29 protein-coding genes are annotated in these 26,918 nt (G+C 63.6%); 14 read left to right on the top strand and 15 right to left on the bottom strand.

Annotated features, from left to right (window positions below; genetic code table 11):
* Position 1 precedes the first annotated feature (1 nt).
* The 3 genes from QZH52_RS31965 to QZH52_RS31955 are packed head-to-tail and all read left to right on the top strand — an operon-like array spanning position 2 to position 2,743.
* A complete protein-coding gene (locus tag QZH52_RS31965) occupies positions 2-769 on the top strand; it encodes an SDR family NAD(P)-dependent oxidoreductase (RefSeq protein ID WP_301815115.1) in 768 nt (255 codons plus the stop codon).
* A gap of 19 nt (positions 770-788) precedes the next feature.
* On the top strand, positions 789-2,012 hold the full coding sequence (locus QZH52_RS31960) for an SDR family NAD(P)-dependent oxidoreductase (protein ID WP_301815114.1): 1,224 nt from the start codon (positions 789-791) through the stop codon (positions 2,010-2,012).
* Positions 2,009-2,743 carry a carboxymuconolactone decarboxylase family protein gene (locus QZH52_RS31955; RefSeq protein WP_301815113.1) on the top strand — a complete coding sequence of 245 codons (735 nt, stop codon included), beginning with the start codon at positions 2,009-2,011 and terminating at the stop codon, positions 2,741-2,743. Before QZH52_RS31960 ends, QZH52_RS31955 begins: the two co-directional genes overlap by 4 nt.
* A 21-nt stretch (positions 2,744-2,764) precedes the next feature.
* Here QZH52_RS31955 and QZH52_RS31950 read toward each other — a convergent pair whose 3' ends face one another.
* Entirely contained in the window at positions 2,765-3,145 is a 381-nt protein-coding gene (locus tag QZH52_RS31950; RefSeq protein WP_301815112.1) for a nuclear transport factor 2 family protein, read from the bottom strand.
* Positions 3,146-3,155: 10 nt separating this feature from the next.
* The gene (locus tag QZH52_RS31945) at positions 3,156-3,920 is read right to left on the bottom strand and encodes an SDR family oxidoreductase (protein ID WP_301815111.1); all 765 of its coding nucleotides are present in this window, start codon (positions 3,918-3,920) and stop codon (positions 3,156-3,158) included.
* Between the two features lie 108 nt (positions 3,921-4,028).
* On the opposite strand from QZH52_RS31945, the gene QZH52_RS31940 reads away from it, so the two are divergent.
* From QZH52_RS31940 to QZH52_RS31920, 5 genes are all read left to right on the top strand, one after another.
* The gene (locus QZH52_RS31940; RefSeq protein ID WP_301815110.1) at positions 4,029-4,943 is read left to right on the top strand and encodes a LysR family transcriptional regulator; all 915 of its coding nucleotides are present in this window, start codon (positions 4,029-4,031) and stop codon (positions 4,941-4,943) included.
* Between the two features lie 139 nt (positions 4,944-5,082).
* Complete coding sequence (locus tag QZH52_RS31935; protein ID WP_301815109.1) at positions 5,083-5,391, top strand: hypothetical protein; 309 nt, start codon at positions 5,083-5,085, stop codon at positions 5,389-5,391.
* A gap of 397 nt (positions 5,392-5,788) precedes the next feature.
* A complete protein-coding gene (locus QZH52_RS31930; RefSeq protein WP_301815108.1) occupies positions 5,789-6,715 on the top strand; it encodes a PGN_0703 family putative restriction endonuclease in 927 nt (308 codons plus the stop codon).
* Between the two features lie 109 nt (positions 6,716-6,824).
* Positions 6,825-7,163, top strand: coding sequence for a nuclear transport factor 2 family protein (locus QZH52_RS31925; RefSeq protein ID WP_301815107.1), 339 nt, complete (start codon positions 6,825-6,827; stop codon positions 7,161-7,163).
* 237 nt (positions 7,164-7,400) lie between these two features.
* Positions 7,401-7,583 carry a DUF3606 domain-containing protein gene (locus QZH52_RS31920; protein ID WP_301815106.1) on the top strand — a complete coding sequence of 61 codons (183 nt, stop codon included), beginning with the start codon at positions 7,401-7,403 and terminating at the stop codon, positions 7,581-7,583.
* Here the strand turns inward: QZH52_RS31920 and QZH52_RS31915 are convergent.
* Complete coding sequence (locus tag QZH52_RS31915; protein WP_301815105.1) at positions 7,541-7,954, bottom strand: hypothetical protein; 414 nt, start codon at positions 7,952-7,954, stop codon at positions 7,541-7,543. The two genes, QZH52_RS31920 and QZH52_RS31915, sit on opposite strands and share 43 nt — an antisense overlap.
* Before the next feature lie 51 nt (positions 7,955-8,005).
* Positions 8,006-8,830: an SDR family oxidoreductase gene (locus tag QZH52_RS31910; RefSeq protein WP_436411657.1), complete on the bottom strand. Its 825-nt coding sequence runs from the start codon at positions 8,828-8,830 to the stop codon at positions 8,006-8,008.
* A gap of 324 nt (positions 8,831-9,154) precedes the next feature.
* Here QZH52_RS31910 and QZH52_RS31905 point away from each other — a divergent pair, with 324 nt between their 5' ends.
* Both QZH52_RS31905 and QZH52_RS31900 read left to right on the top strand, forming a co-directional pair.
* Positions 9,155-9,535: a winged helix-turn-helix transcriptional regulator gene (locus QZH52_RS31905; RefSeq protein ID WP_301815104.1), complete on the top strand. Its 381-nt coding sequence runs from the start codon at positions 9,155-9,157 to the stop codon at positions 9,533-9,535.
* Positions 9,536-10,596: 1,061 nt separating this feature from the next.
* On the top strand, positions 10,597-11,067 hold the full coding sequence (locus QZH52_RS31900) for a hypothetical protein (RefSeq protein ID WP_301815103.1): 471 nt from the start codon (positions 10,597-10,599) through the stop codon (positions 11,065-11,067).
* 219 nt (positions 11,068-11,286) lie between these two features.
* On the opposite strand, the gene QZH52_RS31895 is transcribed toward QZH52_RS31900, so the two are convergent.
* The 5 genes from QZH52_RS31895 to QZH52_RS31875 form a co-directional block, all read right to left on the bottom strand.
* The gene (locus QZH52_RS31895; RefSeq protein WP_301815102.1) at positions 11,287-12,297 is read right to left on the bottom strand and encodes a YeiH family protein; all 1,011 of its coding nucleotides are present in this window, start codon (positions 12,295-12,297) and stop codon (positions 11,287-11,289) included.
* Positions 12,298-12,301: 4 nt separating this feature from the next.
* Positions 12,302-13,930, bottom strand: a complete 1,629-nt coding sequence (locus tag QZH52_RS31890; protein WP_301815101.1) for a 3-(methylthio)propionyl-CoA ligase — start codon at positions 13,928-13,930, stop codon at positions 12,302-12,304.
* A 23-nt stretch (positions 13,931-13,953) separates the two neighbouring features.
* A complete protein-coding gene (locus tag QZH52_RS31885; RefSeq protein WP_301815100.1) occupies positions 13,954-14,946 on the bottom strand; it encodes a Bug family tripartite tricarboxylate transporter substrate binding protein in 993 nt (330 codons plus the stop codon).
* Between the two features lie 379 nt (positions 14,947-15,325).
* Complete coding sequence (locus QZH52_RS31880) at positions 15,326-16,075, bottom strand: NAD(P)H-dependent oxidoreductase (protein WP_301815099.1); 750 nt, start codon at positions 16,073-16,075, stop codon at positions 15,326-15,328.
* 2 nt (positions 16,076-16,077) lie between these two features.
* Complete coding sequence (locus QZH52_RS31875) at positions 16,078-17,472, bottom strand: acyl-CoA dehydrogenase family protein (protein ID WP_301815098.1); 1,395 nt, start codon at positions 17,470-17,472, stop codon at positions 16,078-16,080.
* Here QZH52_RS31875 and QZH52_RS31870 point away from each other — a divergent pair.
* Together QZH52_RS31870 and QZH52_RS31865 are read left to right on the top strand one after the other, a co-directional pair.
* A complete protein-coding gene (locus QZH52_RS31870) occupies positions 17,456-18,463 on the top strand; it encodes a GlxA family transcriptional regulator (RefSeq protein WP_301815097.1) in 1,008 nt (335 codons plus the stop codon). The two genes, QZH52_RS31875 and QZH52_RS31870, sit on opposite strands and share 17 nt — an antisense overlap.
* A gap of 181 nt (positions 18,464-18,644) precedes the next feature.
* On the top strand, positions 18,645-18,896 hold the full coding sequence (locus QZH52_RS31865) for a hypothetical protein (protein WP_301815096.1): 252 nt from the start codon (positions 18,645-18,647) through the stop codon (positions 18,894-18,896).
* Between the two features lie 412 nt (positions 18,897-19,308).
* Here the strand turns inward: QZH52_RS31865 and QZH52_RS31860 are convergent, their stop codons facing one another.
* From QZH52_RS31860 to QZH52_RS31845, 4 genes are all read right to left on the bottom strand, one after another.
* The gene (locus QZH52_RS31860; protein ID WP_301815095.1) at positions 19,309-20,100 is read right to left on the bottom strand and encodes an SDR family NAD(P)-dependent oxidoreductase; all 792 of its coding nucleotides are present in this window, start codon (positions 20,098-20,100) and stop codon (positions 19,309-19,311) included.
* A gap of 88 nt (positions 20,101-20,188) precedes the next feature.
* Positions 20,189-21,181: a Bug family tripartite tricarboxylate transporter substrate binding protein gene (locus tag QZH52_RS31855; RefSeq protein ID WP_301815094.1), complete on the bottom strand. Its 993-nt coding sequence runs from the start codon at positions 21,179-21,181 to the stop codon at positions 20,189-20,191.
* A gap of 89 nt (positions 21,182-21,270) precedes the next feature.
* Positions 21,271-22,347, bottom strand: a complete 1,077-nt coding sequence (locus tag QZH52_RS31850) for a TauD/TfdA family dioxygenase (protein WP_301815093.1) — start codon at positions 22,345-22,347, stop codon at positions 21,271-21,273.
* Between the two features lie 28 nt (positions 22,348-22,375).
* Positions 22,376-23,431: a TauD/TfdA family dioxygenase gene (locus tag QZH52_RS31845; protein ID WP_301815092.1), complete on the bottom strand. Its 1,056-nt coding sequence runs from the start codon at positions 23,429-23,431 to the stop codon at positions 22,376-22,378.
* Positions 23,432-23,541: 110 nt separating this feature from the next.
* On the opposite strand from QZH52_RS31845, the gene QZH52_RS31840 reads away from it, so the two are divergent.
* Entirely contained in the window at positions 23,542-24,540 is a 999-nt protein-coding gene (locus QZH52_RS31840) for an AraC family transcriptional regulator (RefSeq protein ID WP_301815091.1), read from the top strand.
* A gap of 183 nt (positions 24,541-24,723) precedes the next feature.
* Here the strand turns inward: QZH52_RS31840 and QZH52_RS31835 are convergent, their stop codons facing one another.
* Complete coding sequence (locus tag QZH52_RS31835; RefSeq protein ID WP_301815090.1) at positions 24,724-25,662, bottom strand: electron transfer flavoprotein subunit alpha/FixB family protein; 939 nt, start codon at positions 25,660-25,662, stop codon at positions 24,724-24,726.
* An 11-nt stretch (positions 25,663-25,673) separates the two neighbouring features.
* Entirely contained in the window at positions 25,674-26,423 is a 750-nt protein-coding gene (locus QZH52_RS31830; protein WP_301815088.1) for an electron transfer flavoprotein subunit beta/FixA family protein, read from the bottom strand.
* A 104-nt stretch (positions 26,424-26,527) separates the two neighbouring features.
* On the opposite strand from QZH52_RS31830, the gene QZH52_RS31825 reads away from it, so the two are divergent.
* A partial coding sequence (locus tag QZH52_RS31825) for a transposase (protein ID WP_301815087.1) occupies positions 26,528-26,918 on the top strand: 391 nt, incomplete at its 3' end.

Raw genomic sequence — 26,918 nt, 5'->3', positions numbered from 1 at the left:
AATGCGAATGAACCAGGATCTGCTCGGCCGCGTGGCCCTCATCACCGGCGCCGGCGCCGGCATCGGCCGCGAAACCGCGCTGCAGACGGCCGCCCGCGGCGCCATCGTCTGCGTCAACGACCTCAAGGAAGAACTGGTCATGCCGGTGGTGGACGAGATCCGCTCGCGCGGCGGCCAGGCCCATGCCGTGGTGCAGAACATCGCCAGCCGCGAAGGCATCCGCGAGGCCATCCAGCGCGCGCATGCGCAAGGCGGCGGACGCTTCGACATCCTGGTCAACAACGCCGCCTGGGTGCGCTACCAGGCCATCCCCGAGATCATGTCCGAGACGGTGGAGCGCATGCTGGACGTGGGCTTCAAGTCCGTCATCTGGAGCCTGCAGGAGGCGGTGGCCCTGATGGACCCCGAACGCGGCGGCGCGATCGTGAACGTGGCGTCGGTCGCGGCCCTGCGCTCGGCCGCCAACTCGGTGGTCTATTCCGGCATCAAGGCGGGCATCCTGGGCATCACCCGCGCCGCGGCCGCCGAGCTGGGCGCGCGCAACATCCGCGTCAACGCCGTCTGCCCGTCGGCCGTTCCGACCGAAGGCACGCAGCGCAACCGCAATGCCGAGCGCGACGCCAACCGCATCGCCCGCACGCCGATGGGCCGCCTGGGCACGGTGGAGGACATCGCCCGCAGCATCTGCTTCCTGGCCAGCGACGATGCGGCCTTCATCACGGCCCAGGCGCTGGTGGTGGATGGCGGCATCACGCTGACCAACATCTGAGACGCGGGCGGTGTCGCGGATGCAGACCGTCCTGATCACCGGTGCGGCTTCCGGCATCGGACGAGACACCGCACGGCTGTTCGCCGGCGCGGGCTGGCAATGCGTGCTGGTCGACCACAACGCACCGGCCTTGCAGCAGCTGGGTCGCAGCCTGCCGGCGCCGGCCTCCGCCCCGCATCAACTGCGCGCCGTCGACCTGACCGACCCGGTGCAGATCGCATCCCTCGGCGATGACACGCCCCGGCTGGATGCGATCCTCAACAACGCCGGCATGTCGGACGCCTCCAACACGCCCCTGGCCGAGCAGGACGCGGCGCAGATGGCACGCTTGCTGGCGCTCAACCTGGCAGCGCCGGCGGCGGTGGTCGATGCCTGCGGACCGCTGCTGAAGCCGGGCGCGCGCATCGTGAACGTCGCATCGGGCGCCGGCCTGCATGCCATTCCCTGGCGCGGCGCCTACAGCCCGAGCAAGGCGGGACTCATCGCCCAGAGCCTGGCGCTGGCGCAAGCGCGGCCCGACCTGTGCGTGACGGTGCTGGCGCCGGGATTCGTCCGCACCGAACTGGTGGACGGACTGATCCAGGCCGGCCGCCTCAAGCCCGAGGGCGCCCTGGGCAAGATCCCGCTCGGCCGCATGGCCGCGCCCGAAGAGATGGCGCAGGCGCTGTACTTCCTGGCCAGTTCCGGTGCTGCGCCGCTGCGCGGCCAGATCCTTGCCGTCAATGGCGGCTCGTCGGTCCATGGCGGCAGCCAGCCCTTGCCGCCCGCGACACTGCCGCCGCTGCCGCTGGACACGCCCTTGCAACTGGAGGTCTGCGGCGGTGAGGGCGAAGCCTGGCAAGGGGTGGCGCCGACGGCGGCCGAACAGCCGCACTATGCGGCCTCCCTCGATCTGTCGCCGCTGCACTGCGCATCGGCCGGCGTGCTGCAGGCCGTGCATGCAGCCGCTGCACGTTTCGCCGCGCGCTACACGCAGCAGGCCAGCCTCACCCTGCTGCTGCCCTCGGCACAGCCGCGCCGCTGGCAGGATGCAGGCGACGGGGCCGCGGCTCGAATGATGGTCTCGACCCTCGCCTGCGAGTGGGGCAGCCGCGCCCTGCGCATCAATGCGCTGGAAGTGCCGAGCGGCGTCGATCCGCAGACGCTGCATCCGCTGCTGCGCTTCTTCTGCGGATCGGCCGCGCAGTACCTGACCGGTCAAACGCTGGTCTGCAGCGCGGCCGCGCCGGGGACGCCGCGATGAGCGATCCCGAACGCGCGCGGATCAAGGCGTACTTCATGGCCGAGCGCGGCTATTGGCGCCCCTGGACCGAGACCATGCTCGACGCCTGCCCCGGCTTCGTGCAGCACTACGCGCGCTACGCCGGCCATCCCGCGCGCTCGGGGCCGCTGAGCGAACGCATGGTGGAGTTGATCTACGTGGCGCTCGACACGTCGTCGTCGCATTTGTTCGAGGCCGGCCTGCAGACCCACATGAAGCGGGCGCTCGAGGTCGGCGCGAGCCGGGCCGACATCTTCGACGTGCTGCACCTGGTGGCCGTGCAGGGCATCGCCCGCGTGGGCCAGGCCGTCGACATCCTGGGCGAGTTCATCGACCTCGGCGGGGTGCCGGCCATCGATGAAAAGCTCCAGGTCCGGATCGACAGGCTCGGTGCCCCGCACGCCCTCGCCCTGCGCGGCGTGGCACGGCTCGACCCCGGCTATGCCGAGGTGCTGCTCGACTTCGTCGAGCAGGGCGGCCCCGGCACCGGGCTGAGCCTGGCGGAGCGCAGCCTGGTGCAGCTGGCGTTGCATGCGTGCTTCACGGCCTTCGACCCGGATGCGATCCGGCGGATCGTGCCCACGGCCCTGTCGCAAGGCCTGGCAGCCGCCGAATTGCTGCAAGCCATCCAGTTGGGCGCGCATCTGGCGGTGCATGGCACCGCACTGGGCGCCAACGTCTACCGGCAAGTGTCGGGAACGGCTGCAGAGTGAAGAAGGCCGTGCCCCGCGCGTTCAGTCCTTGCTGAATGCCCGCGCTGCCTCCGCCGTGTCCAGTGCTTCGCGAAGCAGTTTGATTTTTCCTCCCTCGGCAATCAGCAGGCCGGCATAGGTTTGGCTATAGAGCTTGCCGGTGTCGATCACGTGTGCCTCGACGGCGTATTCGCCGAACACCCTGTCGGGCGTATCGATCCACAACTTGAAGTCCTTGAATCGGAAGTCCGGTATTTTCGCCAGCAGCCCGGAGATCAGCTTCTCGATGGCCGCATGCCCCTGGGCGTGCGCCTTGACCGTTGGAAGTTCGAGTACGCCGTCCTCCGCAAAGAGGGCTGCGGCTGCGGCCGGGGTGCGGATGCTGGCTTGATAGGCTTCAAGCAATTCGAGCGCGGTCTTCATGATGGCTGCCTCAGACCTGGGCCATGCCGCCATCGGCGAAGAGCTCGATGCCGTTGATGAAGGACGAGTCGTCCGAGGCGAGGAAGACCGCTGCCTTGGCCACATCGTCGGGTTGCCCGATGCGCCCGACGGGAATTTGCGAGGTCAGGTAGTCGAGCAGCCCTTGCTGCTGCTTGGCGTCCGGCCCGGCAAGGTCGACCAGGCCCGGCGTGTGGATCGGCCCTGGCGACAGCGTGTTGACGCGGATCGCACGGCCTTTGAGGTCCAGCACCCAGCTGCGGGCGAGGTTCCGGACCGCTGCCTTGGTGGCGCTGTAGATGCTGAAATTCGCGGTGCCCGAGATGCCTGTCGTCGAGCCGGCCAGGATGACGGACGCACCGTTGGCCGCCTTGTCGAGCAGCGGCAACGCCTTCTGCACCGTGAACACCACACCTTTGACATTGCGATCGAAGGTCTGGTCGAAGTGCGCCTCGGTGATCGCCCCCAGCGGCAGCATCTCGCCGCCGCCTGCGTTGGCGTACAGCACGTCGATGCGGCCATGCTGCGACCCGACCATCTCGTACAGGCGATCCAGGTCGTCGAGCCGGGTCGAGTCGGCCTGCACGCCGATCGCCCTGGCGCCGATGGCGGCCACGGCAGCGTCGAGCTCGGCCTGGCGGCGGCCCGTGATGTAGACGAATGCGCCTTCCGACGCGAAGGCCTTGGCGGCGGCCAGGCCGATGCCGGTGGTGCCGCCTGTGATGACTGCGACCTTTTCAGAGAGTTTGTTGCCCATGTCTGGCTCCGATGTGTTGAGGTGAGCCAAGCTTATTAAGTTCACACAAATGAATAAATACGACAATCTTGACTTCTTAATTCACATATCTGAATAATCAGCCGCACCATGGACCAACTGCTTGCCTTGCGCGTCTTCGTGCGGATCGCCGAGTCGGGCACGTTCTCGAAGGCTGCGGATTCGATGAACATTCCGCGCCCGACGGTGACCAAGCTCGTGCAGGACCTCGAGCGCCACCTCGCCACGAAGCTGCTGCATCGGACGACGCGGCGGGTCAGCGTGACGCCGGAGGGCGCGGCCTACTACGAGCGCGCCACGCGCCTCATCGGCGACCTCGACGAGATGGACGAAAGCGCCGGCCGCGCACGGGCTCAGCCGCGTGGCCGCATCCGCGTCGACGTCGGCTCGGTGCTGGCCAACATGATCCTGATCCCGGCGCTGCCGGGCTTTCGTGCGCGCCATCCGGAGCTGCACATCGACCTGGGTGTCAGCGATCGGCCGATCGACCTGATCGGCGAAGGGGTCGACTGCGTGATTCGCGGCGGCGAACTGGCCGACACGTCTCTGGTCGCGCGACGCATCGCCGACCTCGATTGGGTCACCTGCGCGAGCCCTCTCTACCTCGGCGCGCGTGGCGTCCCGAAGCATCCTTCGGAGCTGCTGCCCCGCGAGCGGGGACACGCCATCGCCGGCTACTTCTCGTCACTTACCGGCAGGGCCTTCCCGCTCGAGTTCCACAAGGGCGACGAGCAGATCCTGGTGCAAGGGCAGGTCGTCGTCGCGGTCAACGAGAGCACGGCCCACCTGAGCGCGTTGCTCGCGGGCGTCGGCCTGGGGCAGGCTTTCAAATTCATGGTATCGCCTCACCTCCAGAGCGGAAGGCTTCGCACCGTGCTCGACGACTGGCGCCGCCCACGGCAACCGCTTCACGTGCTCTATCCGAGCAACCGGCATCTGAGCGCAAAGACCCGGCTGTTCGTCGACTGGGTGGCGGAAGTATTTGCGCCGTTCGACGACCGATGAGACAGGATGAGCTTTCGCCGGAGCCCAGCCGAATGGCTATCCGCCATCGTGTTGGCGGCGCGCGACAAGATGCCAAGGCTTGTGCATTGCGTGTGAAATTGCTCGCGCGCCACTGCCGAGCGCACCGCACAATTTCGACATGTCCAGCCATCGCCTGCCGCCGCTGTATCGCCACGCCTGGTGGCTGCCGGGCGCGTGCTCTGCCCTCGCGGTGACCTTGGCGGCTGCTGCGCTTCATCCGAGCGAGCAGAGCCTCCTCCTGGCTGTCGCGATCCTGTGCGCCCTCCCCTGGTCGCTGGCCCTTCTGCTCCTAGACCTCAGCCATGGATTCGCAGATCGTGCGGCACTGGTCGTCTCGCTGGGCCTGTTCGCGAACGCGATTCTGATCTGGGTGTTCACGGCACTCCTGCGTGCGCGCTTGCTCCGCCGTCTTCTGAACGAGTCCTGAGTCGTCGCGGCGCCATTCATGCGCTGGGCCTGTCGAACTGGGCAGCCATGGGACGCCCGTGTCGCCTGGATTCATCGACTGCCTCCGATGGGGGTCGATACGTGCGCATGCTCGCTCGGCGACGGCCGAAGACTCGATTTGGCCAAGACCACAACTTGATAGGGAGTTGGCATCCCTGACGTTCTAGACGCCCCGTTGCAGCCGTCGCCGTTGAATTGCGGAGCCAGATTGGGCACAAGCCGGAATTGCGGAGCTTCCACACAACGGTTGGTTTGAAAAACGTCGAGTGAAACGCTGAAGCGTGTGCACACCAACGGGCCTGCATGAACAATCGACTGCTGTCTTCAGGCCGATCAGCAATCCGATAGTTCAAACCTTTAGCAAGAACCAAACTAGCATGCCTCTTCTGAGACCCCTCGTCGGCACACTCCCCGTCGATCGTTCCAAGTTCACCGCTCGCATGCGCTTCCACCAAGGATGGTGGCGGGCGTTTGTCCTCAATCTTCCCGAAGGCCCAAGGCCGAACGAAGCCAACCAGACGGTCTGCAACGCCCTTGCCGATGGGCAAGCCGGTCGCGGGAATTTCCTCACCCATCGTGTGGCAGCAGCGGTGGATGCGGCGCTCAAGGGCCGAGACGGTGCATCGGCGGGTATCGTCGACGAGCGGCGTCTGCGCTGCAACCTCCTTTCCAGCCAGCCATTGGCCTTCAACTTCTTTGGTCACCTGGCAGACGACCTGGAACTCGCCTCGCGTGCATTGCTGCCACTGTTCGGGCTTGGTGGCGCAAAGGTTGTTGGGATTCACTTTGAGTACGCACCCGGCAAGCCGGCAGGTGACAACTCCGCATTCGATGTGGCAGTCGAGTACACGCGCAACGGCAAGCGCGGTTTGGTGGGCGTGGAATGCAAGTACACGGACACGTTTTCTCCCACCGAGTACCGGCGTGATACCTACGTTGATCTGCACCGAAACGGCTCGCCAACGTTCAAGGAGAGCTATGAGACGCTGACTTCCAGTCGCTACAACCAGCTTTTTCGCAACCAGCTCGTGGGCGAGGGACTGCGCCAGCGCGGCATGTTCGATGAGGTTCATGTGCGCCTGTTCTGCGCGCCCGATGACAAGGAGGCACGCGAGACAGGCCAGCGCTTTGGAGAAATGATCAGCGCTTCGGAGGTCGCGAGCTTTGCCGTGATCACCTACGAGGAGTTCATCGCCAAGGTGCAGCAGCAGGACCTATCGTGGTCGGATCGGGAGTGGACAATGCTGCTGTGGGCAAGGTACTGCGGAATGTACCTGAGTGATCCGGCTTTCGAAGAGGCTTAAGGCTCGCGAGAGACATCAAGTGGCAAGCAAGGTCGCGTGAGCCCATCGCCGTCGGCTGCGCCGCGTACTTCGCGGGAGCGGACCGACGCCTGCTCAGGAGGGATAGTCAATGTTGCCAGTCCACGTTGTTCAGCGCCAGTTCGAGGCTTACAACGCACACGACCTCAGTGCGTTCCTGGAGACCTACGCCGAGAATGCGGAACTGTATCGCGCGCCATCGACGGAGCCGGTTGCGTCCGGCAAGGCCGCCATCTCGGAGCTCTATGCGACCAAAGTCTTCGCCGTAAAGAGCCATCGAGCCGAGCTTCTCAGTCGAATGGTATGCGGGACCAAGGTCGTCGACCACGAGCGTGTGTTCGGCTTGCGAGAACGGCCGTTCGAAGTTGTGGCGGTCTACCACATGGCAAACGGGCTCATCGAACGCGTTTGGATATTTCCTGAGGAATGAGTGCAAGCTGCCGCAAGCGCCGTCCACGGCGGTCTATCCCCAGAAGTCCTGACACGCGCTGCGCGCTGATGCCAGTCAGCTGCGACTTGAGTGGATTTTGTTCGACGAGCAAGGCTGCTTGCGTTCGTGGCGCCTGACAGCCGACGCTCAGGCGGGTGGATTTCGCGCTGTCCGCCGCCTTGCAGATCGGTTCGCTTAAGCCTATAAAGGTCCGGCCACGCTGCCTGAGGAGGCTGTATGCCTGATGACCTGAAGAATTTTCAGCCACTGGATCCAGGTCGGATCCTTGAGGAAGATTCCCTAGAGTTGCAGTACTGGTGCAAGGAGCTTCGATGCACTGAGGCGAAACTGCGGGATACCATTTCCAAGGTAGGCAATCACGTCGCCGCCGTGCGCGAACATCTCGCGTCGCGGGAGTGATCCGCCGGCGGAACGAGCAGGATTGGCACGGCAAAAGGCGGCGCCACTTCCACTTGCGGCCGCGAGCACCGGTTCCCGGCTGTGCTTGGCGGCAGTGCTTCGACGCGATCGGCCAATTGGCGACGGACTGCCAAGACGAGTTTGGCGAACAGGAGTTGCTCCTCGTCCTGGAGGAGCGTGAGCCTGCGATTCGGCAGCCCATCGCTGAAGCCCTCCTCGATACGCACAACGATGTTTGGAATGAGACTGGTAGTCCCATCACCAGCGCAGAATTCGTCGAGCGTATCGGTGAGCCGACAGGGTTGACCGTGTGGAATCCGCAACAGCCGACGTTCGGCCCAACCTTCCGATTCGATGGTCGAACTCCACATTCGGCTTTCCAGCCTTACGCCGCTCAGGCCCGCGCAGCGCCGAAGCTTGCCTCACGCAACGGGAACTGTGCCCCCGTCGATAACGTATTCGACCCCGGTGATGGAGGCTGCGCGCTGTGACACCAGAAATTCGACCAGTTCTGCGACTTCCTGCGGCCTGGCAGGACGCCCAAGCGGTATGCCCCCGAGGGAGTTCATGAGGGAGCGGCGTGCACCGTCATAGTCAGTTCCGTTCTCCTTGGCGATTCTCTCGACGAGGTCCACAGCGGCTTCGGTTTCCACCCAGCCAGGCGCGACGCGCACCACACGCACACCCTTTGGACTGACCTCCTTGGACACGCTCTTGCTGTACGTCGACAGGGCGGCCTTGGCGGCAGCGTAGGCAGTTGTTGCCTCCGGCAACGGCATCTGCCGTTGGATGGAGGTGATATGCACGATGACGCCCACACCGCGGGCAAGCATGCCCGGCAGGATGGCTCGGTCGATCCGAACGGCAGCGTAAAGGTTCATGGCAATCGCCTTTTGCCATTCGTCGTCATCGAGCACCGCGAAGCCGCCGGCCGGCGCCGAAGAGCCCCCGGCCACATGGACCACGATGTCAACGCCATCGAGCTGTTCCTCGACGGCGCGTGCAACCTCGTCGCAGCCGGCTGCAGTGGACAGGTCTGCGGCCACGAAGGCCGCCTTCCCGCGGTCCGCAGGCGCGGAGCGGGCTGTCGTCAACACCGTGGCTCCAGCCCGGGTAAGTTGCGCGACCACGGCAGCTCCAATCCCCTTGGTGCCGCCCGTGACGAGCGCCCTTCGACCTTCGAGCTCGACAGGTGGCCGAATTTCGAGAGTTTCGATGAGTCCGTCCCTGAGGCCAAAGACGTGCATCAAATCGACGCGGTTTCCTGGGAAATTGCCTTCAAGGTGCGCCAACAGCTTGAACGTGCCGCCTTCCCGCGACAGGCCGAGCGGCATCAGTCGATACTGGTACTTGGCTTCAGCTGCCGCCTTCCAGGCGATGATGGCGTTCAAGCCATGAAACGTCTGGCCCTCGTCTCGAACAACGGCATCCGCGTGGAAGTACTCGCTGAGCGAGGCTTCATTGTTGGGCCCACGCGAATCAAGAAATCGCGCAATGGCGTCAGGGGTCTGGACGTTCATGGAAGTCAACGGGTAGTTGCAATGCACGGATGCTCGGCCTACGCTCACCTCATGACAAGTACGCACCAAAACGTTAGTGCTCCACCCCCCGCGGAGCGCAAGGCCTACACGCCGCTCACCGCGGCCATCGACGTCGAGGCGTGCTTCAGCCTTCTGGAGGGCCGCTGGAAGCTTGTTATCTTGTTCCACCTCTTCGGTGGGAAGGTGCTACGGTTCTCGGACCTGGAGAAATGCATCACCGGAATATCCCAGAAGATGCTTGCCCAGCAACTGCGACGACTTGAGGCTGACGGCATCGTCGAACGCACCGTGCACTCCCAAGTGCCACCGAGAGTCGACTATCGGATGACGCCTTGGGGACAGCAGCTCTGCCCGGCATTGGACAGCTTGCTGAAATGGGCTGAGCTACGGGAACAGTACAGCATTCAGTAGGACGTCGAACGGACGCAGGAGCGGGAGCAGTATTGAGGCAGTGGCTTGCGGCTCCAGTTTCAGCGTCCCGCCAAGACCGGACTTCCGCGATGAAGTAGACGCCGCGAGAAAGCACGGCTATTTCTTCTTCATCGTGTTAAGGCCCGTTTCGTACGGGCCTTCTTTTGCTAAGTCGCCAAACGCTTTGACACAAGCGCGCCGCCATGACGGCTGACGTTCATGAGCACGCTACCGGTGGTCGGGGCTACGGCCGGCGCGCTTGATGACTCTCAGGGAGACGGTCGAGACAACCATGAACACCACTCCGCCAACGGCAAATCGAAACGCGGGACTGAAAAACATGCCTGCCGCGTACAGGATGCCTCGCAGTAGATCCCATTTCAGCGCAATCGCCAGAGCCGTGGCTACGATGCCCCCGGGCGACACCATCCAAAGGCACAGGGCGCCGGCCAGCCCCAACGCAAGGATGGCAACGAGTCGGTCCCGTGGAATACGGGAGAAATCGCGATGCGGCAAAGACTCCAGGGCGAGGCTAAGAGAGAAAGGGTGATATCGACCACCGCACCGAGTCGCTCACGAATTCGAGCGTGTGCGACGTTCGTCGGGGAAGGTGCCAAGGGGGTTGCGCTTGTCATGGCTCATGCTAGCAGCGGTCTTAGTCTCAACCAAGAAGAAGCGGCCCACCGTCGCGGGCCGCAAGGAATGATGTGAGCTACTGAACGACGCATTCTTACGCCGCGCCTGCGCGGCATTTCGCGCCCGAACTGGGCGGCTGCCCATGTGGCAGGATTGCGGCCAACAGCGGAGTGTCGTGTTCGGTCTCCGCGCATGCGCACTGACAGCTGTCAAGCAACAATCGCCTCCGTTCTGAATCTGTGAAAAACATCTTGAGTGCAATCTGCGCGGTCTTGCTCGCCTGCGGCTGCGCAACCCAACCGTCGACTGTGCCTGGTCAAGGTTCAGGCGCGGCCTACGCTCCGATGGTCGATATGGAGGGTGTACAGGACGATGTATTTGCCAGGGATGTTGAAGCATGCCGGACCGTAGCGTCGAATCTGCGAGTGCAGAGCACCAAGAGGTACGGCAGCGACACTTCGGACGTCATCGTGATTGGCGCGGCCATCGTCTTTCCTGTAGCGGTGGTGGGCGCGGCCCTGGTCGGGGGTATCGCAACTGCGGTGTACGACGAGGCATATCCGAGCGGCGGGCGCGCGGAGCCGAGGATGCAGCAATCGGCCTTGGTCGATTGCATGGCCCGTAAAGGCTATAAGAACATGGACCCGAACGTGAAGGTCACGCATGTCGCCGCCACGCAGATTGCACCTCCATCGCCAGCCCTCAAGACGGGCCGGGATACGTACGTCGCCGAGCAGCTTGCAAAGGGCATGAACTGCAGCGCCGTGCCGCGGGCCGTTCTTGAAGAGAAAGGGCCTGGCTTCGAGCGATACAGCGTTGAATGCTCCGACGGCCAGACACTTGCCCTTCGCTGCGAGTTCGGCAACTGCTCGAAGGAAGCCGCCGGTGGAAATTGACCAAGAAGGACCGGAAGCTGAGGACGCGCAACATTGAACACCTGGAACATTTCGGGCCGTCCGTGCCGGAGGGGATGTGACAGGATGCGGCCACAAGCAGAAGTACGCGAAGGTCACCTTTCGGGCTTGCCAGTTGCGCCAACACCAAGGCAACGTGGCTGTGAAGACCATTCGCCCGGCCACTGCCTTGTTTGAGACCTGAACGTGAGCGTGTCGGCTTCAGGCTAGCCAATGCATGAACGCAAGCGCCAGCAGGACCAGAAAGACCGTCTCGCCAATCATCAGCATCACCGGCTTGAGACCAACGCTGACCAGATCCTTCAATTGAGTCTTCATGCCAATGCCCGCAATGGCCGCCACCAGGCACCAGCGCGACAAGTCGCTACCGCCCTTGGCGACGAAGCTGGGCAACCACCCGGTGCTGTTGATTGCCACCAGGAGTGCGAAGGCGATAACGAAGCCTGGGAGCAGCGGGGGGCGCGGGCCACCGACCTCACCGGCGTGGCGGCGCGAGAGCATGACCGCGAACACGATGACCGGCAACAGCATCGCCACGCGCATCAACTTGACCAGCGTGGCCACGTCGCCCGTCTGCTGCGACATGCTGTAGCCGGCCCCAACGACCTGTGCCACGTCGTGGATCGTGGCGCCGAGGAACACCCCGGCGGCACGCGGGTCCAGTCCCATGGCCTGCGCGATCATCGGGTAGACGATCATCGCCAGCGTCGACAACGCAGACACGCCAACGACGGTGAACAGTGTCGCGCGCTCCTTCAGCGGGTGGTTCGGCAGCGCTGCGGCCAGCGCCATCGCCGCCGAAGCGCCGCAGATCGCGGTGGCCCCGCCGCTGAGAAGACCGAACAGGGTCTGGAACCCCATCAGGCGCGCCGCCAGCATCGACAACAGGATCGTCGCCGCGACGCAAACCACGACGATCGCCACCGGCTGCCAGCCGAGCTCGACGACCTGGCCGATGGTGATCCGCAGCCCGAGCAGCGCGACGCCGATGCGCAGCAGCGTCCGACCCGCGAATTCGATGCCCGGCCTGCAGGCGCCCTCGCCGGAGAGGAAGTTCATCGCAATGCCCAGCAGCAGCGCGAACAGCATCACCGGCGCACCATAGTGCTCCGAGAGGAAAGTTGAGGCCGCAGCGACCACGCCACAGGCCAGCACGCCGGGAAACAGCAAGCGCACGTGCCCGGGAACCGCGCCGATCGTGAGTGTGGTCATGGCATCAGACCGTCGGCAGCTTGTGGTCCTTGAACTGCTCGCGCAGGCGGTGCTTGAGCATCTTGCCGGTCGCGCCGAGCGGGATCGTGTCGCTGAAGACCACGTCGTCGGGCGTCCACCACTTGGCGATCTTGCCGTCGTAGAAGGCCAGCAGTTCCTCGCGCGTGACCTCGACACCGCGCTTCTTCACCACCACCAGCAGCGGGCGCTCGTCCCACTTCGGATGGAATGCGGCAATGCAGGCGGCCATGCCCACTGCAGGGTGCGCCATCGCGATGTTCTCCAGGTCGATCGAGCCGATCCACTCGCCGCCGGACTTGATGACGTCCTTGGCGCGGTCGGTGATCTGCATAAAGCCATCGGCGTCGATGACAGCAACGTCGCCGGTCGGGAACCAGCCGTCCACCAGCGGGTTGCCACCGGCGCCCTTGAAGTAGCTCGCGACGATCCAGGGGCCGCGCACCATCAGCTCGCCCGAGGTCTTGCCGTCCCAGGGCAGTTCGTTGCCGTCGGCATCGACGATCTTGAGATCCACGCCGAACACGGCACGCCCCTGCTTGGACTGGACCGCGAGTCGTTCTTCGCTGCCCAGCGCCAGTTGCGCCGGCTTTAGCGTGCAGACGGTACCCAGCGGGCTCACCTCGGTCATGCCCCAGGCGTGCAGCACCTGCACGTCGTAGCGTTCCTGGAAGGCGCGCATCATGGCCGGCGGGCAAGCCGAGCCGCCAATCACGGTGCGGCGCATGGTGCTGAACGCGAGGTCGTTCGACTCGACGTGCGACAGCAGGCCCTGCCAGACGGTGGGCACGCCGGCCGACATCGTCACGCCCTCGGCCTCGAACAGTTCGTACAGGCTCTTGCCGTCCAGGAACGGGCCCGGATAGACGATCTTCGCTCCAACCGCGCAGCCGACATATGGCAGTCCCCACGCGTTGACGTGGAACATCGGCACCACGGGCAGGATGGAGTCGCGCGCCGAGCAGTTCAGCGCATCGGGCAGCGCCGCGGCGTAGGTATGCAGCAATGTCGAGCGATGGCTGTACAGCACGCCCTTCGGGTTGCCGGTGGTGCCCGAGGTGTAGCACAGCGATGAGGCACTGTTTTCGTCGAAACTCGGCCACTCGAAACCATCGCTCGCGTCGGCCAGCAGTTCCTCGTAGCACAGCAGGTTGGGCACCCTAGTGGAGGCCGGCATGTGCGCGCGGTCGGTCAAGACAACGAAGGCCTTGATCGTCTTTACGCGCGAGGCGATCGCCTCAACGATTGGCAGGAAGCTCAAGTCGAAGAACAGAACCTGGTCTTCGGCATGATCGGCGATCCATACCACCTGATCAGGGTGCAGGCGCGGATTGAGCGTGTGCAGCACCGCACCGGAGCCTGAGACGCCGTAGTAGAGCTCCATGTGGCGGTAGCCGTTCCACGCCAGTGTGGCGACGCGGTCTCCGAAGTTGACGCCGCGTTGCGCCAGTGCGTTGGCCACGCGGCGCGCGCGCCCCGCCAGTTCACGGTAAGTGGTGCGATGGACGTCGCCTTCGACACGGCGCGAGACGATTTCCTGTTCGCCGTGGTGGCGTTCGGCATGCGTCAGAAGGGTGGAGATCAGCAGCGGTTGCTGCATCATTTGTCCGTTCATGATGTGTGTTCCTTGATTCGTGTTCATTCAGGCTGGAAGCCGATGTCCTTGAGATTGGCCGCGTGCTTGTCGGAGGCCAAGCGCAGCGACTTCGACAACTCGTCCGTGCTGAGCGGCTGGCCCATCTCCTGGCCGAGTTCGTTGAAGCGCTCGATCACCTTCGGCTGCTGCAGCACCTTCAGCGCGGCCTCGCGGACCTTGACTTGCACTTCGGCCGGGACGTCCGGCGTAGTCCACAGGCCCATCCAGGCGATGTCGCCGATCTTCGGGTAGCCGAGTTCCGCGAAGGTAGGCACGTCAGGCAGAGCAGCCAAGCGCTTCGGTGCGCCGACCGCGAAGGCCTTCAGCTTGCCCGCCTTGATCAACGGGATCGAGGTCGCAGGACCGTCGAACATCAGCGCCACATGGCCGCCCATCACATCCTGGAGTGCAGGCGGCGAGCCCTTGTAGCCGACATGCGTCATATCTAGACCGGCCAGCTTGTTCAACTCCTGCCCCATGGTGTGCGACATCGAGCCGGAACTGTACGAGGCATAGCTCACTTTGCCCGGATGGGCCTTCACGTAGGCGATGAGTTCCTTTAGGTTCGATGCCGTGAGCGCCGGGCTGCCGACAAGCACCAGGCCCGTCCGCGATAGCTGGGCCAAGGGTTTGACCTCCTTGAACATGTCGACCCGGGATTTCGCGACATGCGGGATCTCGCTGACGAGGCCGTTGACGCCGACCATGAAGGTGTAGCCGTCGTGCGGTGATTGCAGCAGATCCTGCGTGCCGATGGCGCCCATGCCGCCCGCCTTGTTATCGACGATCACGGGCTGCCCGAGAAGCGGCGTCAGACCTTCGGCCAAGGTGCGCGCGACCATGTCGGCAGTGCCGCCCGCCGGCGCGCCGACGACCAGTCGGACCGGCTTGCTGGGCCAGGCTTGGGCAAGCGCGGCAGGCACTACGGCCAGCAGGGATGCGCCTGCGAGAGCGCCGAGCAGCGCACGACGCAGGGGGTTAGTAGGTTGCTTCATCGAGTGTCTCCGGAAGTTGATGTGGGGGTGAGTCGCTCAGATGTGCAAGGCGGAGAAGCCACGTCCACGCCTGCACCTGATCGAGGCCTCATTGTTCCGAGTTGGGGATTCGTCGATTGACCGAAGATGACACGCATTTAACCGATGAGGACAACTGGGTGCTAACCATGAAAGCTGCCTGTTGCGGGAACACTGTCAGAAGGAGCGCCATTCCTGCAGTCGCCCAACCCCCGATCGCTTTGGTGGCAATGAGTGGACGTTGCCCATCCGAAAGGTATGGACACGCGTCGTCGCAATGGCGAAGAAGCTTTTTGGTCAGGCGAGGCACTACAGCCAACACCCCGCGACCCCGCAGTCCCTCTGCGCGGACCGCGAACTGCTAGGCTGCCCGACCGAATTCGTCGTGCCGGTCGGTGATCTGAGTGGCAGCCCGCGGATGCAAAAGTGCGTCGTACTCAGACAGCCTTGGAAACGTGAGCAGCGCCTTCTCGCCGCTCAGGGACTGCAGACGGGTGCGCCAAGACTCGAGTACCAACCTTCGTTGTTCATCGGAGACGTAGGGGATATGCCAGCCTACAAAGGGCTCCAGCACACCCAGGCCGGTATATGCGAGAGTCCCTTGAAGGAGATGCCTGAGCATCCCCTTGAACGGCCCGTGAATCCCGCGCTCGCCAAACATGTGTTCCTGGCCCCCAAGGGTGACGCTGACGAGCGCACGTTTGCCGCTCAGCCCGCCGTGGTCATAGAAGCGCTTTCCGCCGTAGACGGTCCCGGAGACCAGTACCCGATCGATCCATCCCTTCAGAATGGCGGGCGTCGAGAACCAGAACAGAGGAAAGTTCAGGATCAGGAGGTCACACCATAGGAGCTTTTCGAGCTCGGCCTGGATGTCGGGCGCAATCGTGCCTGTTTGCATTCCGTGCCTTTGCTCTAGCGCGTAGGTGCAGTAGTCAGGATCGGCTCGCAACCCGAAGTCTTCGGCAGACGCCACCGGATTGAACTTCATCGCGTACAGATCCGAGATCTGCACTTCGTGACCCTGGCGAAAAAATTCTTCGATTGCCACCGACTTCAGAGCTGTGCTGAAGGACTGAGGCTCGGGATGGGCATGAACGATGAGAACCTTCATGTCTACCCCGTGATGTCCTTGCCGAAGATGGCGCGCGCGATGACCAGCTTCTGGATCTCATTGGTGCCTTCGTAGATCTCCGCGATCTTGCAGTCACGGTAGATCTCCTCGACGCGGTAGTGCGAGCCATCGGCCGCCAGCTCCGACATGAAGCCGTAGCCGCCGAAGATCTGAACCCCGTCGCGTGCGAACTCCGCAGCGAGGTTGGTCCCGTACCACTTTGCCATCGCGGCCTCGGGCTCCGGGAAGGCTTCGCCCGCATCCATGCGCAGCGCCGCCTTCATGTACAGGTTGCGCGCATTCTCGATCTCGGTAGCGCGCTCCGAGAGCTTGAACTGCCAGTGCTGGAACTGCGCGATCGCCTTGCCGAATGCCTGCCGCGTCTTCAGCCGCTCGACGCTGTGATCGAAGGTCGCCTGTGCCATGCCGACGCCGCTGGCCGCGATGCCGATGCGGCCGTAGGTCAATGTCTGCAGTGCGATCTTCAAGCCGCCACCCACCGCGCCAACGACGTTCTCGGCGGGAACCTGCACGTTGTCGAAATAGATGTCCGCCGTGAGCTGGCCGTGGTTGCCCATCTTCCGGTCCGGTGCGCCGACGCGCACGCCCGGCGCATCAAGATCGATGACGATCTCCGTCATGCGCCCTTCCTCCGCGCACAGCACAACGACGAAATCGGCTACCGGCGCGTTCGTGATGAAGCGCTTGCGGCCATTGACCACATAGCCCGCGCCTTCGCGGTTCGCAAAGGTCTGCATCGTCTTGATGCTCAGGTCCGTGCTCGCATCGGGTTCGGTCGTCGCGAAGCTGCCGATCTTCTCGCCCGCCAGCAGCGGTGCGAGGTAGCGCTGCTGCAACTCCGGCGACGCATGCTCCAGCGCGTGGCCGGCCAGGATGCAATGCACATCCACGACGGCAGCGACGGAGTTCGAGTGATAGGCCAGTTCCTCGATGAGCGCCGCGGTCGCGCACGCGGGGTACTTCAATCCACGGCCCCCCACTTCGGCCGCAAAGGGAATGCGGAACAGGCCCGCATCGGCCATCTTGCGGAAGAGCTCGCGAGGGAAGTTTTCGATCGACTCTTCGCGATGCCCGATCTCCCACGCCACCGGTGCAACGTGCTCGTCGGCAAAGCGGCGGACCTCTTCGCGAACGGCCTTCGTTTCCTCTGGCGTGAGCAGGTCGTGATGGAGCCTCGGTTGGTGGCGCTCCGGCGCCTGCTGCTGGTGCGTCGCGATGGTGTTGTCTGTGGCGTTCATGTCTCTGGTTCCTTTGGCGGGTGGGCCTGACGGCCCCGTTGATGTGAGATCAAGTCTAGGTTTGGGCGCGTTCGGGGTACATTGGCGAAACTGACGCTTTCTGTGCGAAATACGACAAGCCATGCCGCGCGCCGCCATCCTCGCCTTCGACGGCTGCTACGCCTCCAGCCTTGGCGGGTTCGCCGATGTCCTGCAAGTGGCGAACGCGCATCTGCGCAGGCAGCAGGGTGCGTCCGCCGCGCTCTTCGAATGGCGCTTCGTGTCGCTCTCCGGCGAAGCGATCGCGGCCAGCAACGGCCTGCAGATGCCGACTCACAAGATCGGTGCGCGCGAACACTACGACCTCGTGTTCGTCCCGAGCCTGCACTACGCGGGTCATCGCAAATTCGATCAGCTGCTCAAGGGCCAGCCGTCCACCTGCGCGTGGCTCGCGTCGCAGTGGCGTCGCGGCGCCTGGCTGGCAGCCAATTGCACTGGAACCTTCATCCTCGCCCAGACCGGTCTCTTGGACGATCGGATCGCCACCACGACGTGGTGGCTGGAGCGGCAGTTCCGCACACGCTTTCCACGTGTCGACCTACAGATGCGACCCGTGCTCACGGAAGTCGATCGCCTGCTTTGCGCCGGAGCCTCCGCGTCCTACCTCCTGCAGGCCATTCGTGTGGTCGAACGAATCGCCGGGCCGGCGATCGCGTCGCAGTGTGCCAAGAGCATGCTCATCGATGTGAGCCAGACTTCCCAGACCCCGTACCTGCCGCTGCTCGCGGACATCGCCCACACGGACGCGCTGGTTCATCGGGCCCAGCACTGGCTGCAAAGGAACATGTCCCGGCCGATCCGCATTGCCGAGCTCGCCGGCGAACTGGCTGTGAGCGAACGAACGCTGATCCGGCGGTTCAACGCGGTGCTCGATCAATCTCCGTTGACCTACCTGCAGCACCTGCGCATCGACTCCGCGCGTGCCCTCTTGGAAGCCAGCGATCTCGGGGTCGACCAGATCGCCGTCCAAGTGGGCTACAACGACCCAAGTTCCTTTTCACGCCTGTTTCGGGAGCGTATGGGTCTCAGTCCCGGCGCGTATCGGAATCGATTCCGATCGTTGGATCCTGACCGCCTCGGGAGCGCGTAGTCAGACCTGGTTGCCGTCGCTCGGATTTCTGGGGCGAACGGCGGCACCCTGCTGAGTCCACAAGAGACATCTGACATCTGCAAAGCGCGTTGGCTCGCCACGAGGCGATGCTCAGGCATCGGATCGTTCTGCACCGACGTTCATGCGGTGTCGCAGTCCGGCAACCTCGCCGAACTGCTGCTTGTACCACTGCGAGAAAGCACTCAACGCAAAACCCGAGCAGCTCGGCAATCCGCGACAGTGGCCGCGTGCCGTCGTCGATGTAGTGCACGGCAAGTTCCCGGCGGATGCTGTTCACAATCTCTCGGAACGCCGTGCCCTCGCGGACGAAACGCCGATGCACGGTCCGCCGATCGACGCCAAATTGCTGCGCCACCTGCTCGATCGAGCATTTGCCAGAAGGCAGCAGCACCAAGGTTGGCAGCATTCCTGACCTGGCTCGATGCGAACCAGCATTTCCCGCCGGTTGATGCACTCATGCGATCAGTTGGGGAGGCCGGACGTCCTGGCGCCGCCCACCGGAGCAGGATATTGCGCGCCCTGTCGACCGTGCTCATGCGCGCCGAACCGGCGGAGGCTTCGAGAACCTGTGGCGCATAGCGCGCCATCACCGGGTCGGCCATCGGGTTCGGTGCATCCAGGTCGCTCGTCGTGCAGACGAGCCCGTTGAAATCCTGTCTGAAGTAGACGCCGTAGCCAAAGAGCAGGAGTGCAGGCTCGGATCGCGCGGCGGTGCGTACGCGAAGCAAACCCGCAACGTACGCCTCGCTGGCAGACTACTTGGCGTCCGACGTGCTCCATCTGGCCGGGCGACAACTCCCCCGCAGCGCAGCACTCGGCCAACGCTAGCTCACGCCGAAGCGTTGAGCATCGTCGACGACGAGCGTCGAGCCGGTAATGAATGCGCTCGCCGTGGAGGCGAGCAGCAACAGGACCCCGTCAAGCGCGTCAGGCGTGCCCAGGCGTTGGCGCGGCAAGCCTTCGACCACCTTCCTGCCGGCTGGAGTCTGGAACATCGCACGGTTGATGTCGGTCTCGATGTATCCCGGGTTGATTGCGTTCACGTTGATGCGATGTGAAGACCATTCGCGGGCCATCGATCGCGTCAAATGCTCGAGCGCGGCCTTGCTAGCTCCATAGATTGCCAAGTTCAACGGATGCGTCTGCGCGGCGAGCGAGCAGATGTTGATGATGCGGCCGGGCAGCTCTCTCGCGATGAGGCGCTCCGCAAAGGCCGTCGCCACGAAGAGCGCGGCCTTGGTGTTGACGCCAAGAATCTGGTCGACCTGTGCCTCGCTGACTTCAAGCAACGCAGCGCGCCCGCCCACTCCGGCATTGTTGACCAGCGCCCACAGCGGTGCCATGCTCCCCTGTACCTCGTCCAACGTCTCGCTCACGGCTTGTCGGTGTGTGACGTCGACACAGAATCTGCGTGCGCGGCCGCCCCTCTCGGTGATGAGGTCCGCTGTCTCTCTCAGCGCTTGCTCTCGCCGGCCCAGCAACGCCACCTCGGCACCCGTCGCCGCCAAGGTGAGCGCGGCCTGGCGGCCGATGCCCGAGCCCGCGCCAGTGACGACCACCGTCAGACCGCTCAGCCCGAAACACTCTGCAAGAAACTTCGTATCGGTGCCAGCCATATCTCTACTCCCCCAATGCGACAATCGCGAAAGCTCGCTGGGCACAATTGCTGCGTCGTTGGATCGCCCTGTTGCCGCGTACGCCCGGCTATTCGAGCGTGACGTGAGCCGTAGTGGCAATTTCCTTCCACTGCTCGAGGTCTTCGCGTACCGTCTGCGCGAATTCGGCGGGTGTCTTGATCGGAAATCTGCTCAGGTTCCAGGCCTCGAGAACCGGTCGCATGTCCGGTGCCGCCAGAATCTGATTGATTTCCAAGTTGAGACGCTGAATTACCGGCTGTGGCGTTCCGAAGGGCGCGAACAGGCCATACCAGCCATCGGCACCGAGCCGATAGCCTTGTTCCTGCATGGTCGGCACGCCGGCAAGCGCGGGGAGGCGGTGGGAGCCTGTGACCCCTAGCGGCACCAGCTTTCCGGCCTTGATCAGAGCCAACGGCGAGGACGCATCGACGAAGGCGATCTGCAGCGTGCCGCCTTGCAGATCAGTCAGGACCTGCCCCATGGTCTTGTAAGGGACATGGGAAATATTCAAGCCTTCCTTCGCCTTCAACGCTTCCATCGACAGATGTCCCGTGGAGCCCATGCCCCATGTCCCGTAGCCGAGTTTTCCGGGGTTCGATTTCAGATACCTGACAAGTCCCTTCATGTCGCTGACCCCGACGTCCGGTGTCGTGACGAGCAGCACGCCGCCTGCGCCAATCTGAGCGATCGGAACCAGATCCTTGAGCGTTTGGTATGGCAGCTTCGGCTGAATGGCCGGATTCACGGCCACCGCCGATGCATTGCTGAACAAGATCGTGTAGCCGTCCGCCACCGATTTGGCGACGCTGTCATTGCCGATGATGCCGTTGGCACCGGGCTTGTTGTCGTAGACGATGGTCTGCTTGAGCGCCTGTCCCAGACGTGTTCCGATCAGGCGGGCAAAGATGTCGGTGCCGGCGCCGGCACCTGCGGGTATCACCATGCGAATCGGGCGGGCGGCTGGCCAGCTCTCCTCGGTCGCGGTGGCGTGGTTGACCTGGAAAAGCGCGGCGGCTGCGAGCAGCCAGCACCCAATGCCTGGTCTAGAGTTTCTGATCATTTCGTTTCCTTCGCACCCGCAAGGCGGGGCCGTGGTCAATGCTTTCAATGAACGATCTGGCGGCACCGGAACACCTGCAGGTTGCCGGCTCAGTCCGGAAACAGATTGGCCTTGAGTTCCACCCCGGGCAGGTGGATGCCATCCGGGCGACCGCTGGCGGTGCGACCTTGGAACTCCGTCGTCATGTAGTCGGGCAACGCTGGGCCATCCGGGCAGGCCAGCCATAGGCGCAACAGGTGGCGGCGCTTGTCGGGTTCGGGAAAGTCTTCGTACGCAGTCCGTGCATGGAGGATCCCATGGTTGAGCAGGAATTGCATGTCGCCCGGCCGGAACTCCATGTCCAGACGGATCTCGTCGTCGCCGGCCAACTCATTGACAAGCGCGATGGCTTCGCGCTGCTGCCGCGTCAGCGGAGCGACCCCGGGTAGCGCCTGCGCTTTCTCGATGGCACCCGCGATGAAGACCGCAACCATTCGCTCGCGATGTTGGCGAAACGGCGGGATCTGAAAGAATGGCCTCTGCCCCGGGCGCTCCTCGCCCCACCGGGTGAAGCAATAGGTCTTGGTCAGCTCTGCCGCCAAGTCGGGACGGTGCCGGACCGCCTCATTCCAAACGGTGGTGGAACTCGCAATGCGTGACAGTCCGCCCGAGCGGGCCCGCTGGATGCACATCAAGCCCACGATGTCTGCTGCATCGGTATGGAAACGCAGCTCCGCCGGTGTCTGGTACCCGCGAGTGGTGGGGTCGGAATAGTCAAGTCCGAGATTGGCCACATGGCCGAGCACATGACCCTTGGCATTCTGCGAGACAGCCTCCCCGAAGTGCGCGCCGATCCCGCGAAACGCACAGGCTTGCTCCTGCAACGTCAACCCCAGGGTATTCAGCCCACGGATGAGCGCAAAGCCTCGTCCGTGCTTGATCTCACGCCCGATTTCCACCAGTCTCACGCCGAACGAGCCCAGGGCGAAATCCGCGGTGGTCATTGACACAAGATCGACATTGCGCTCGATCGCATTCGCCACCGCGTCCCGGACCTCCAGCTGTTCCCGCCCCGAGAGCTCGTAAACCCACTCCGGGCTTTGCTGCAGATCCCTTCCGTACCAGCATTGCTCGTTCTGGAAGACGGGCAGGCCAGTCTCTTGGTCACATGCGAATTCTGTGCTCATGGTCGGTCCTTTTGATGGCGGCATTCATTCAGTGAGCCAGTTCGGCATGCACGGCCGAGAGCTCGAAAATGGGGGGGCGGGGATGGCGCTGCCACTCCCGCATATCCGAGTAGCGCTCCTCGTACGAAGGCGGAAGCTTCGCGAGCACGCCGCTATCCAGCCATAGACGAAGCAGGTATCGCCGGGAAGCGGCGTCGGTTCCGTCCTCATATTCCGTTCTGGAATGAAGCGTTGTGTAGTTGCAGATGAACTGCAAATCCCCGCGCTTCAGTTCCATCGACAGATGCAGTTCGGGGTCATTGCAAAGGGAGTCGATCAGATCCATGAGTTCGATCTGCGCGGCAGTCAGGCGAGGCACTTCGGAAAAACGCTGAGCCGATTCGATGTACTCGCGGTTGTATCGACCAAACAATCGCCCGTCGATGCGACTGAACAAGGGCCCGCTGTAGTAGCCCCGCTTGCCCTCAGGAGCCTCGCCCCGACGATCAATGTGGAAATCGGCCCAGGCCACTGACATCAAGTCGGGGCGAATGCGCAGCACTTCGTTATGTATCGTGACCGAGCTGACAATGCGGGACAAACCGCCCCTCCGGGCCGGATGGACGCACATCAGTCCCACGACGTCCATTGCGTCGTTGTGAAACGGAAGGTTCAGTCGAGTTTGGTACCCGCGAGCCCTCGCGTCGGCCCGATAGTCAACGCCAAGATTGGTAACGTGCCCAAGGAGATCGCCTTGCGCGTTTTGCGCCGCGCCGCAACCCAGATGCATGCCAATGCCCCAGTACGCGAGGGCGGCATCCTCCAGCGAATAGCGATCGATGTCGAAGCCCTCGACCAAGACAAATCCGCGCCCGATCATCACTTCCGACTGGATGCGCTCCAGTTTTTCGCCAAGCGAACCGAGCGCGAGATCCGACGCCCGCATGCGAGGAATTCCAAGCCCCTGCAGGCGTGCACGCACAACCGCCCGATGCAGGATCTCGTTCTCCTCGTCATCCAGCTTGACGATCCATTCAGTCGAGCCGCTGATGGCCCCGCCTTTCCAGGCGCTGGGGTGCTGATAAGGAAGATAGTTTTCGATCATTGCTTGCGTGCTCCATTGGCCAACGTGTGGAGAGAGCATAGATTTGCCGCGTCTTCCGAGTTGACTATTTCGGACATTCGCTTAGCATTAACGGACACCGAGGGTAAACAATGACTCCTCTTGTTCGCAGCGCTTGTCTGACCAACTATGCAACGGTCGCGCGCGAAGCCGGCCTTGATCCCATTGGCATGCTGGAAAGCGTCGGTCTGGAACCGTCCTGTCTGGAGAATCCGGATCTCAAGATTTCCTTGATTGCCACGGGAGAGCTGCTCGAGGAATCTGCGAAGCGCTCAGGATGGGAGGATTTCGGCTTGCGACTGGCTGCGACACGCCAGTTCTCTATTTTGGGACCGCTCGCATTAGTCGTGCGCGAGCAGGCTACCCTGCGCCCGGCGGTGGACATGCTGATGCGCTATATGCGCGTGCACAACGAGGCCCTGCATCTCTGGCTCGAAGAGGATGACGAGACGGCCTCCATTCAGTTCGAATTCCTCGGGCGCGGCTCTTCGGTGCGTCAGCCGATGGAGCTGTCGGTGGGCATGGTCTATCGTTTTTTTCGGCATGCCTTGCCGGAGACCTGGCGTGCCCAGAACGTTTGCTTCGTGCACGCGGCACCCAAAGATGCGCGCACGTCAACCCGCTTCTTTGCTCGCAGGGTTGAATATGGCGCCTCCTTCAATGGCATCACGTGTTTGGCTGGTGACTTGGAGATGCCGCTTTCCACATACTCACGGCTGGATCGGTACGCGCAGCAGTACGTGGAGTCGGTTGCTGCTGGACAGAATCAATCAGCAGCAGAGAGGGTGCGCCAGTTGGCACTGACGCTGCTGCCCTCCGGAAAATGTACGCTTGGGCATATTGCGCGGTATCTATGCGTGGACGAACGCACCGTACGACGTCACCTCTTGCGCGAAGGCTTGTCGTACAACGAACTGCTGAACGAGGTGCGACGCGAGCTTGTCCAGCGATATTTGAGCGGACCCCCGCGCAAGCATGTGGAAATTGCCCTGCTGCTTGGATTCAATGGCCCTAGCGCGTTTTCTCGTTGGTTCCGACAGCAGTTTGGCTGCAGCGCCTCGGCGTGGCCATCCGTACCCCCAGCAACTTGAAGGAGCTGGACGCTCAAGTCAGTGGAGTCGAAGGAACGGTCAAGGCCCTCCGCGTCGTCACCTGTGCAACGAAACTAGGGAGCCTGGCTATCTGGTCGAGGGCCGCGAGTTCGGTCATGCGGAACAGCATGTCCTAGAGGGGGATTGATAGCTCATGGGGATTTCCTCGAGTTCGACCGCAGATCAGTGCAGCGCTTTCACAAATTCCGGCACGGCCGTGAACAGGTCGACCACCAGGCCGTAGTCGGCCACCGAGAAGATCGGCGCCTCTTCGTCCTTGTTGATCGCCACGATCACCTTGGAGTCCTTCATGCCCGCCAGATGCTGGATCGCGCCCGAGATGCCGGCGGCGATGTACAGCTGCGGGGCGACGATCTTGCCGGTCTGGCCGACCTGCCAGTCGTTCGGGGCGTAGCCCGCGTCCACCGCCGCGCGGCTGGCGCCCAGGCCCGCGTTGAGCTTGTCGGCCAGCGGCGCCATCACTTCCTGGAACTTCTCGGCGCTGCCCAGCGCCCGGCCGCCCGAGACGATGATCTTGGCGGCCGTCAGTTCGGGGCGTTCGCTCTTGGTGACTTCGCGGCCGACGAAGCTGGACTTGCCGCTGTCGGCGACGCCGTCGACGGTTTCGATCGCTGCGCTGCCACCGGTGGCAGCGGCCGCATCGAAGCCCGTGGTGCGCACCGTGACGACCTTGATCGCATCGCTGCTCTGCACGATCGCAATCGCATTGCCCGCGTAGATCGGCCGCTCGAAGGTGTCGGGGCTGTCGACCTTGGTGATGTCGCTGATCTGGGCGACATCCAGCAGGGCGGCCACGCGCGGGGCGACGTTCTTGCCGTTGGCGGTCGAGGGGAACAGGATGTGGCTGTAGTTCTTGGCGATGGCCAGGACCTGGGCTGCAACGTTCTCGGCCAGGTTCTCGGCCAGGGACGGGCTGTCGGCGACGATCACCTTGGCCACGCCTGCGACTTGGCTCGCGGCCTTGCCGGCTTCGGCGGCGTTGGCGCCGGCCACCAGCACGTGGACGTCTCCGCTGGCGCAGGCGATGCCTGCAGTCACGGTGTTGAGGGTCGCCGGCTTCAGCGTGGCGTGGTCGTGTTCGGCAATAACAAGTACGGTCATGTCGTTGTTCCTCAGATCACCTTGGCTTCGTTCTTCAGCTTGTCCACCAGCGTGGCGACATCCGGCACCTTGATGCCGGCGCCGCGCTTCGGCGGCTCGCTGACCTTCAGGGTCTTCAGGCGCGGCTTGACATCTACGCCCAGGTCTTCCGGCTTCACGATGTCCAGCTGCTTCTTCTTGGCCTTCATGATGTTGGGCAAGGTCACGTAGCGCGGCTCGTTCAGGCGCAGGTCGGTGGTGATGACCGCGGGCACGGAAAGAGAAATGGTCTCCAGGCCGCCATCGACTTCACGCGTCACGTTGACCTTGTCCCCAGCCACTTCGACCTTCGAGGCGAAGGTCGCCTGCGGCAGGTCCGCCAGCGCCGCCAGCATCTGGCCGGTCTGGTTGGCGTCGTCGTCGATCGCCTGCTTGCCCAGGATGATCAGGCCGGGCTGCTCCTTGTCGACCAGCGCCTTCAGCAGCTTGGCCACGGCCAGCGGCTGCAGCTCTTCGGTGGTCTCGACCAGGATGCCGCGGTCGGCGCCGATGGCCATCGCGGTGCGCAGGGTCTCCTGGCACTTCGCATCGCCGCACGAGACCGCGATGATCTCGGTGGCGGCGCCCTTCTCCTTCAGGCGCACGGCTTCTTCGACGGCGATCTCGTCGAAGGGGTTCATGCTCATCTTCACGTTGGCAATGTCGACACCGGTGCCGTCGCTCTTGACGCGCACCTTCACGTTGAAATCGACAACGCGTTTCACTGCGACCAGAATCTTCATGATTGAATGTCCCTTTTTTTGAACTAGGGAAACGCTGATCAATAGGTCGCTGCGGGCACGGCCCGTGCATGCGTGAAGGCATCGCAAGTCACAGCACCTCCGAGATGAACCAACGCAGTTTTGCCAGCGCCGAGTACGCGATGAAGAAGAAGCGCACGCGGCGCGAGAAGTTCTTGGCCGACATGGAGCGCGTCGTGCCGTGGTCTCGTCTGATTGCCGTGATCGAGCCGCTGTACCCCACGCGCGGGCGCGTCGGCCGACAGCCGATCGGCGTGTCCCGGATGCTGCGCATGTACTGCCTCCAGCAGTGGTACGGCCTGGCCGACGAGGCGCTGGAGGACGCGCTGTACGACAGCCAGGCGCTGCGCGACTTCGTGGGCATCGACCTGTCGCACGAGGCGGTTCCCGACGCCACCACGCTGCTGAAGTTCAGGCGCCTGCTGCTGGACAACGACCTCACCAAGGCGCTGTTCGAGGAGATCAACGCCCATCTTG

It is taken from the genome of Variovorax ginsengisoli, from assembly GCF_030486595.1.
Lineage (GTDB): Bacteria > Pseudomonadota > Gammaproteobacteria > Burkholderiales > Burkholderiaceae_C > Variovorax > Variovorax ginsengisoli_B.
This window is presented reverse-complemented; position numbering and strand designations above follow the sequence as displayed.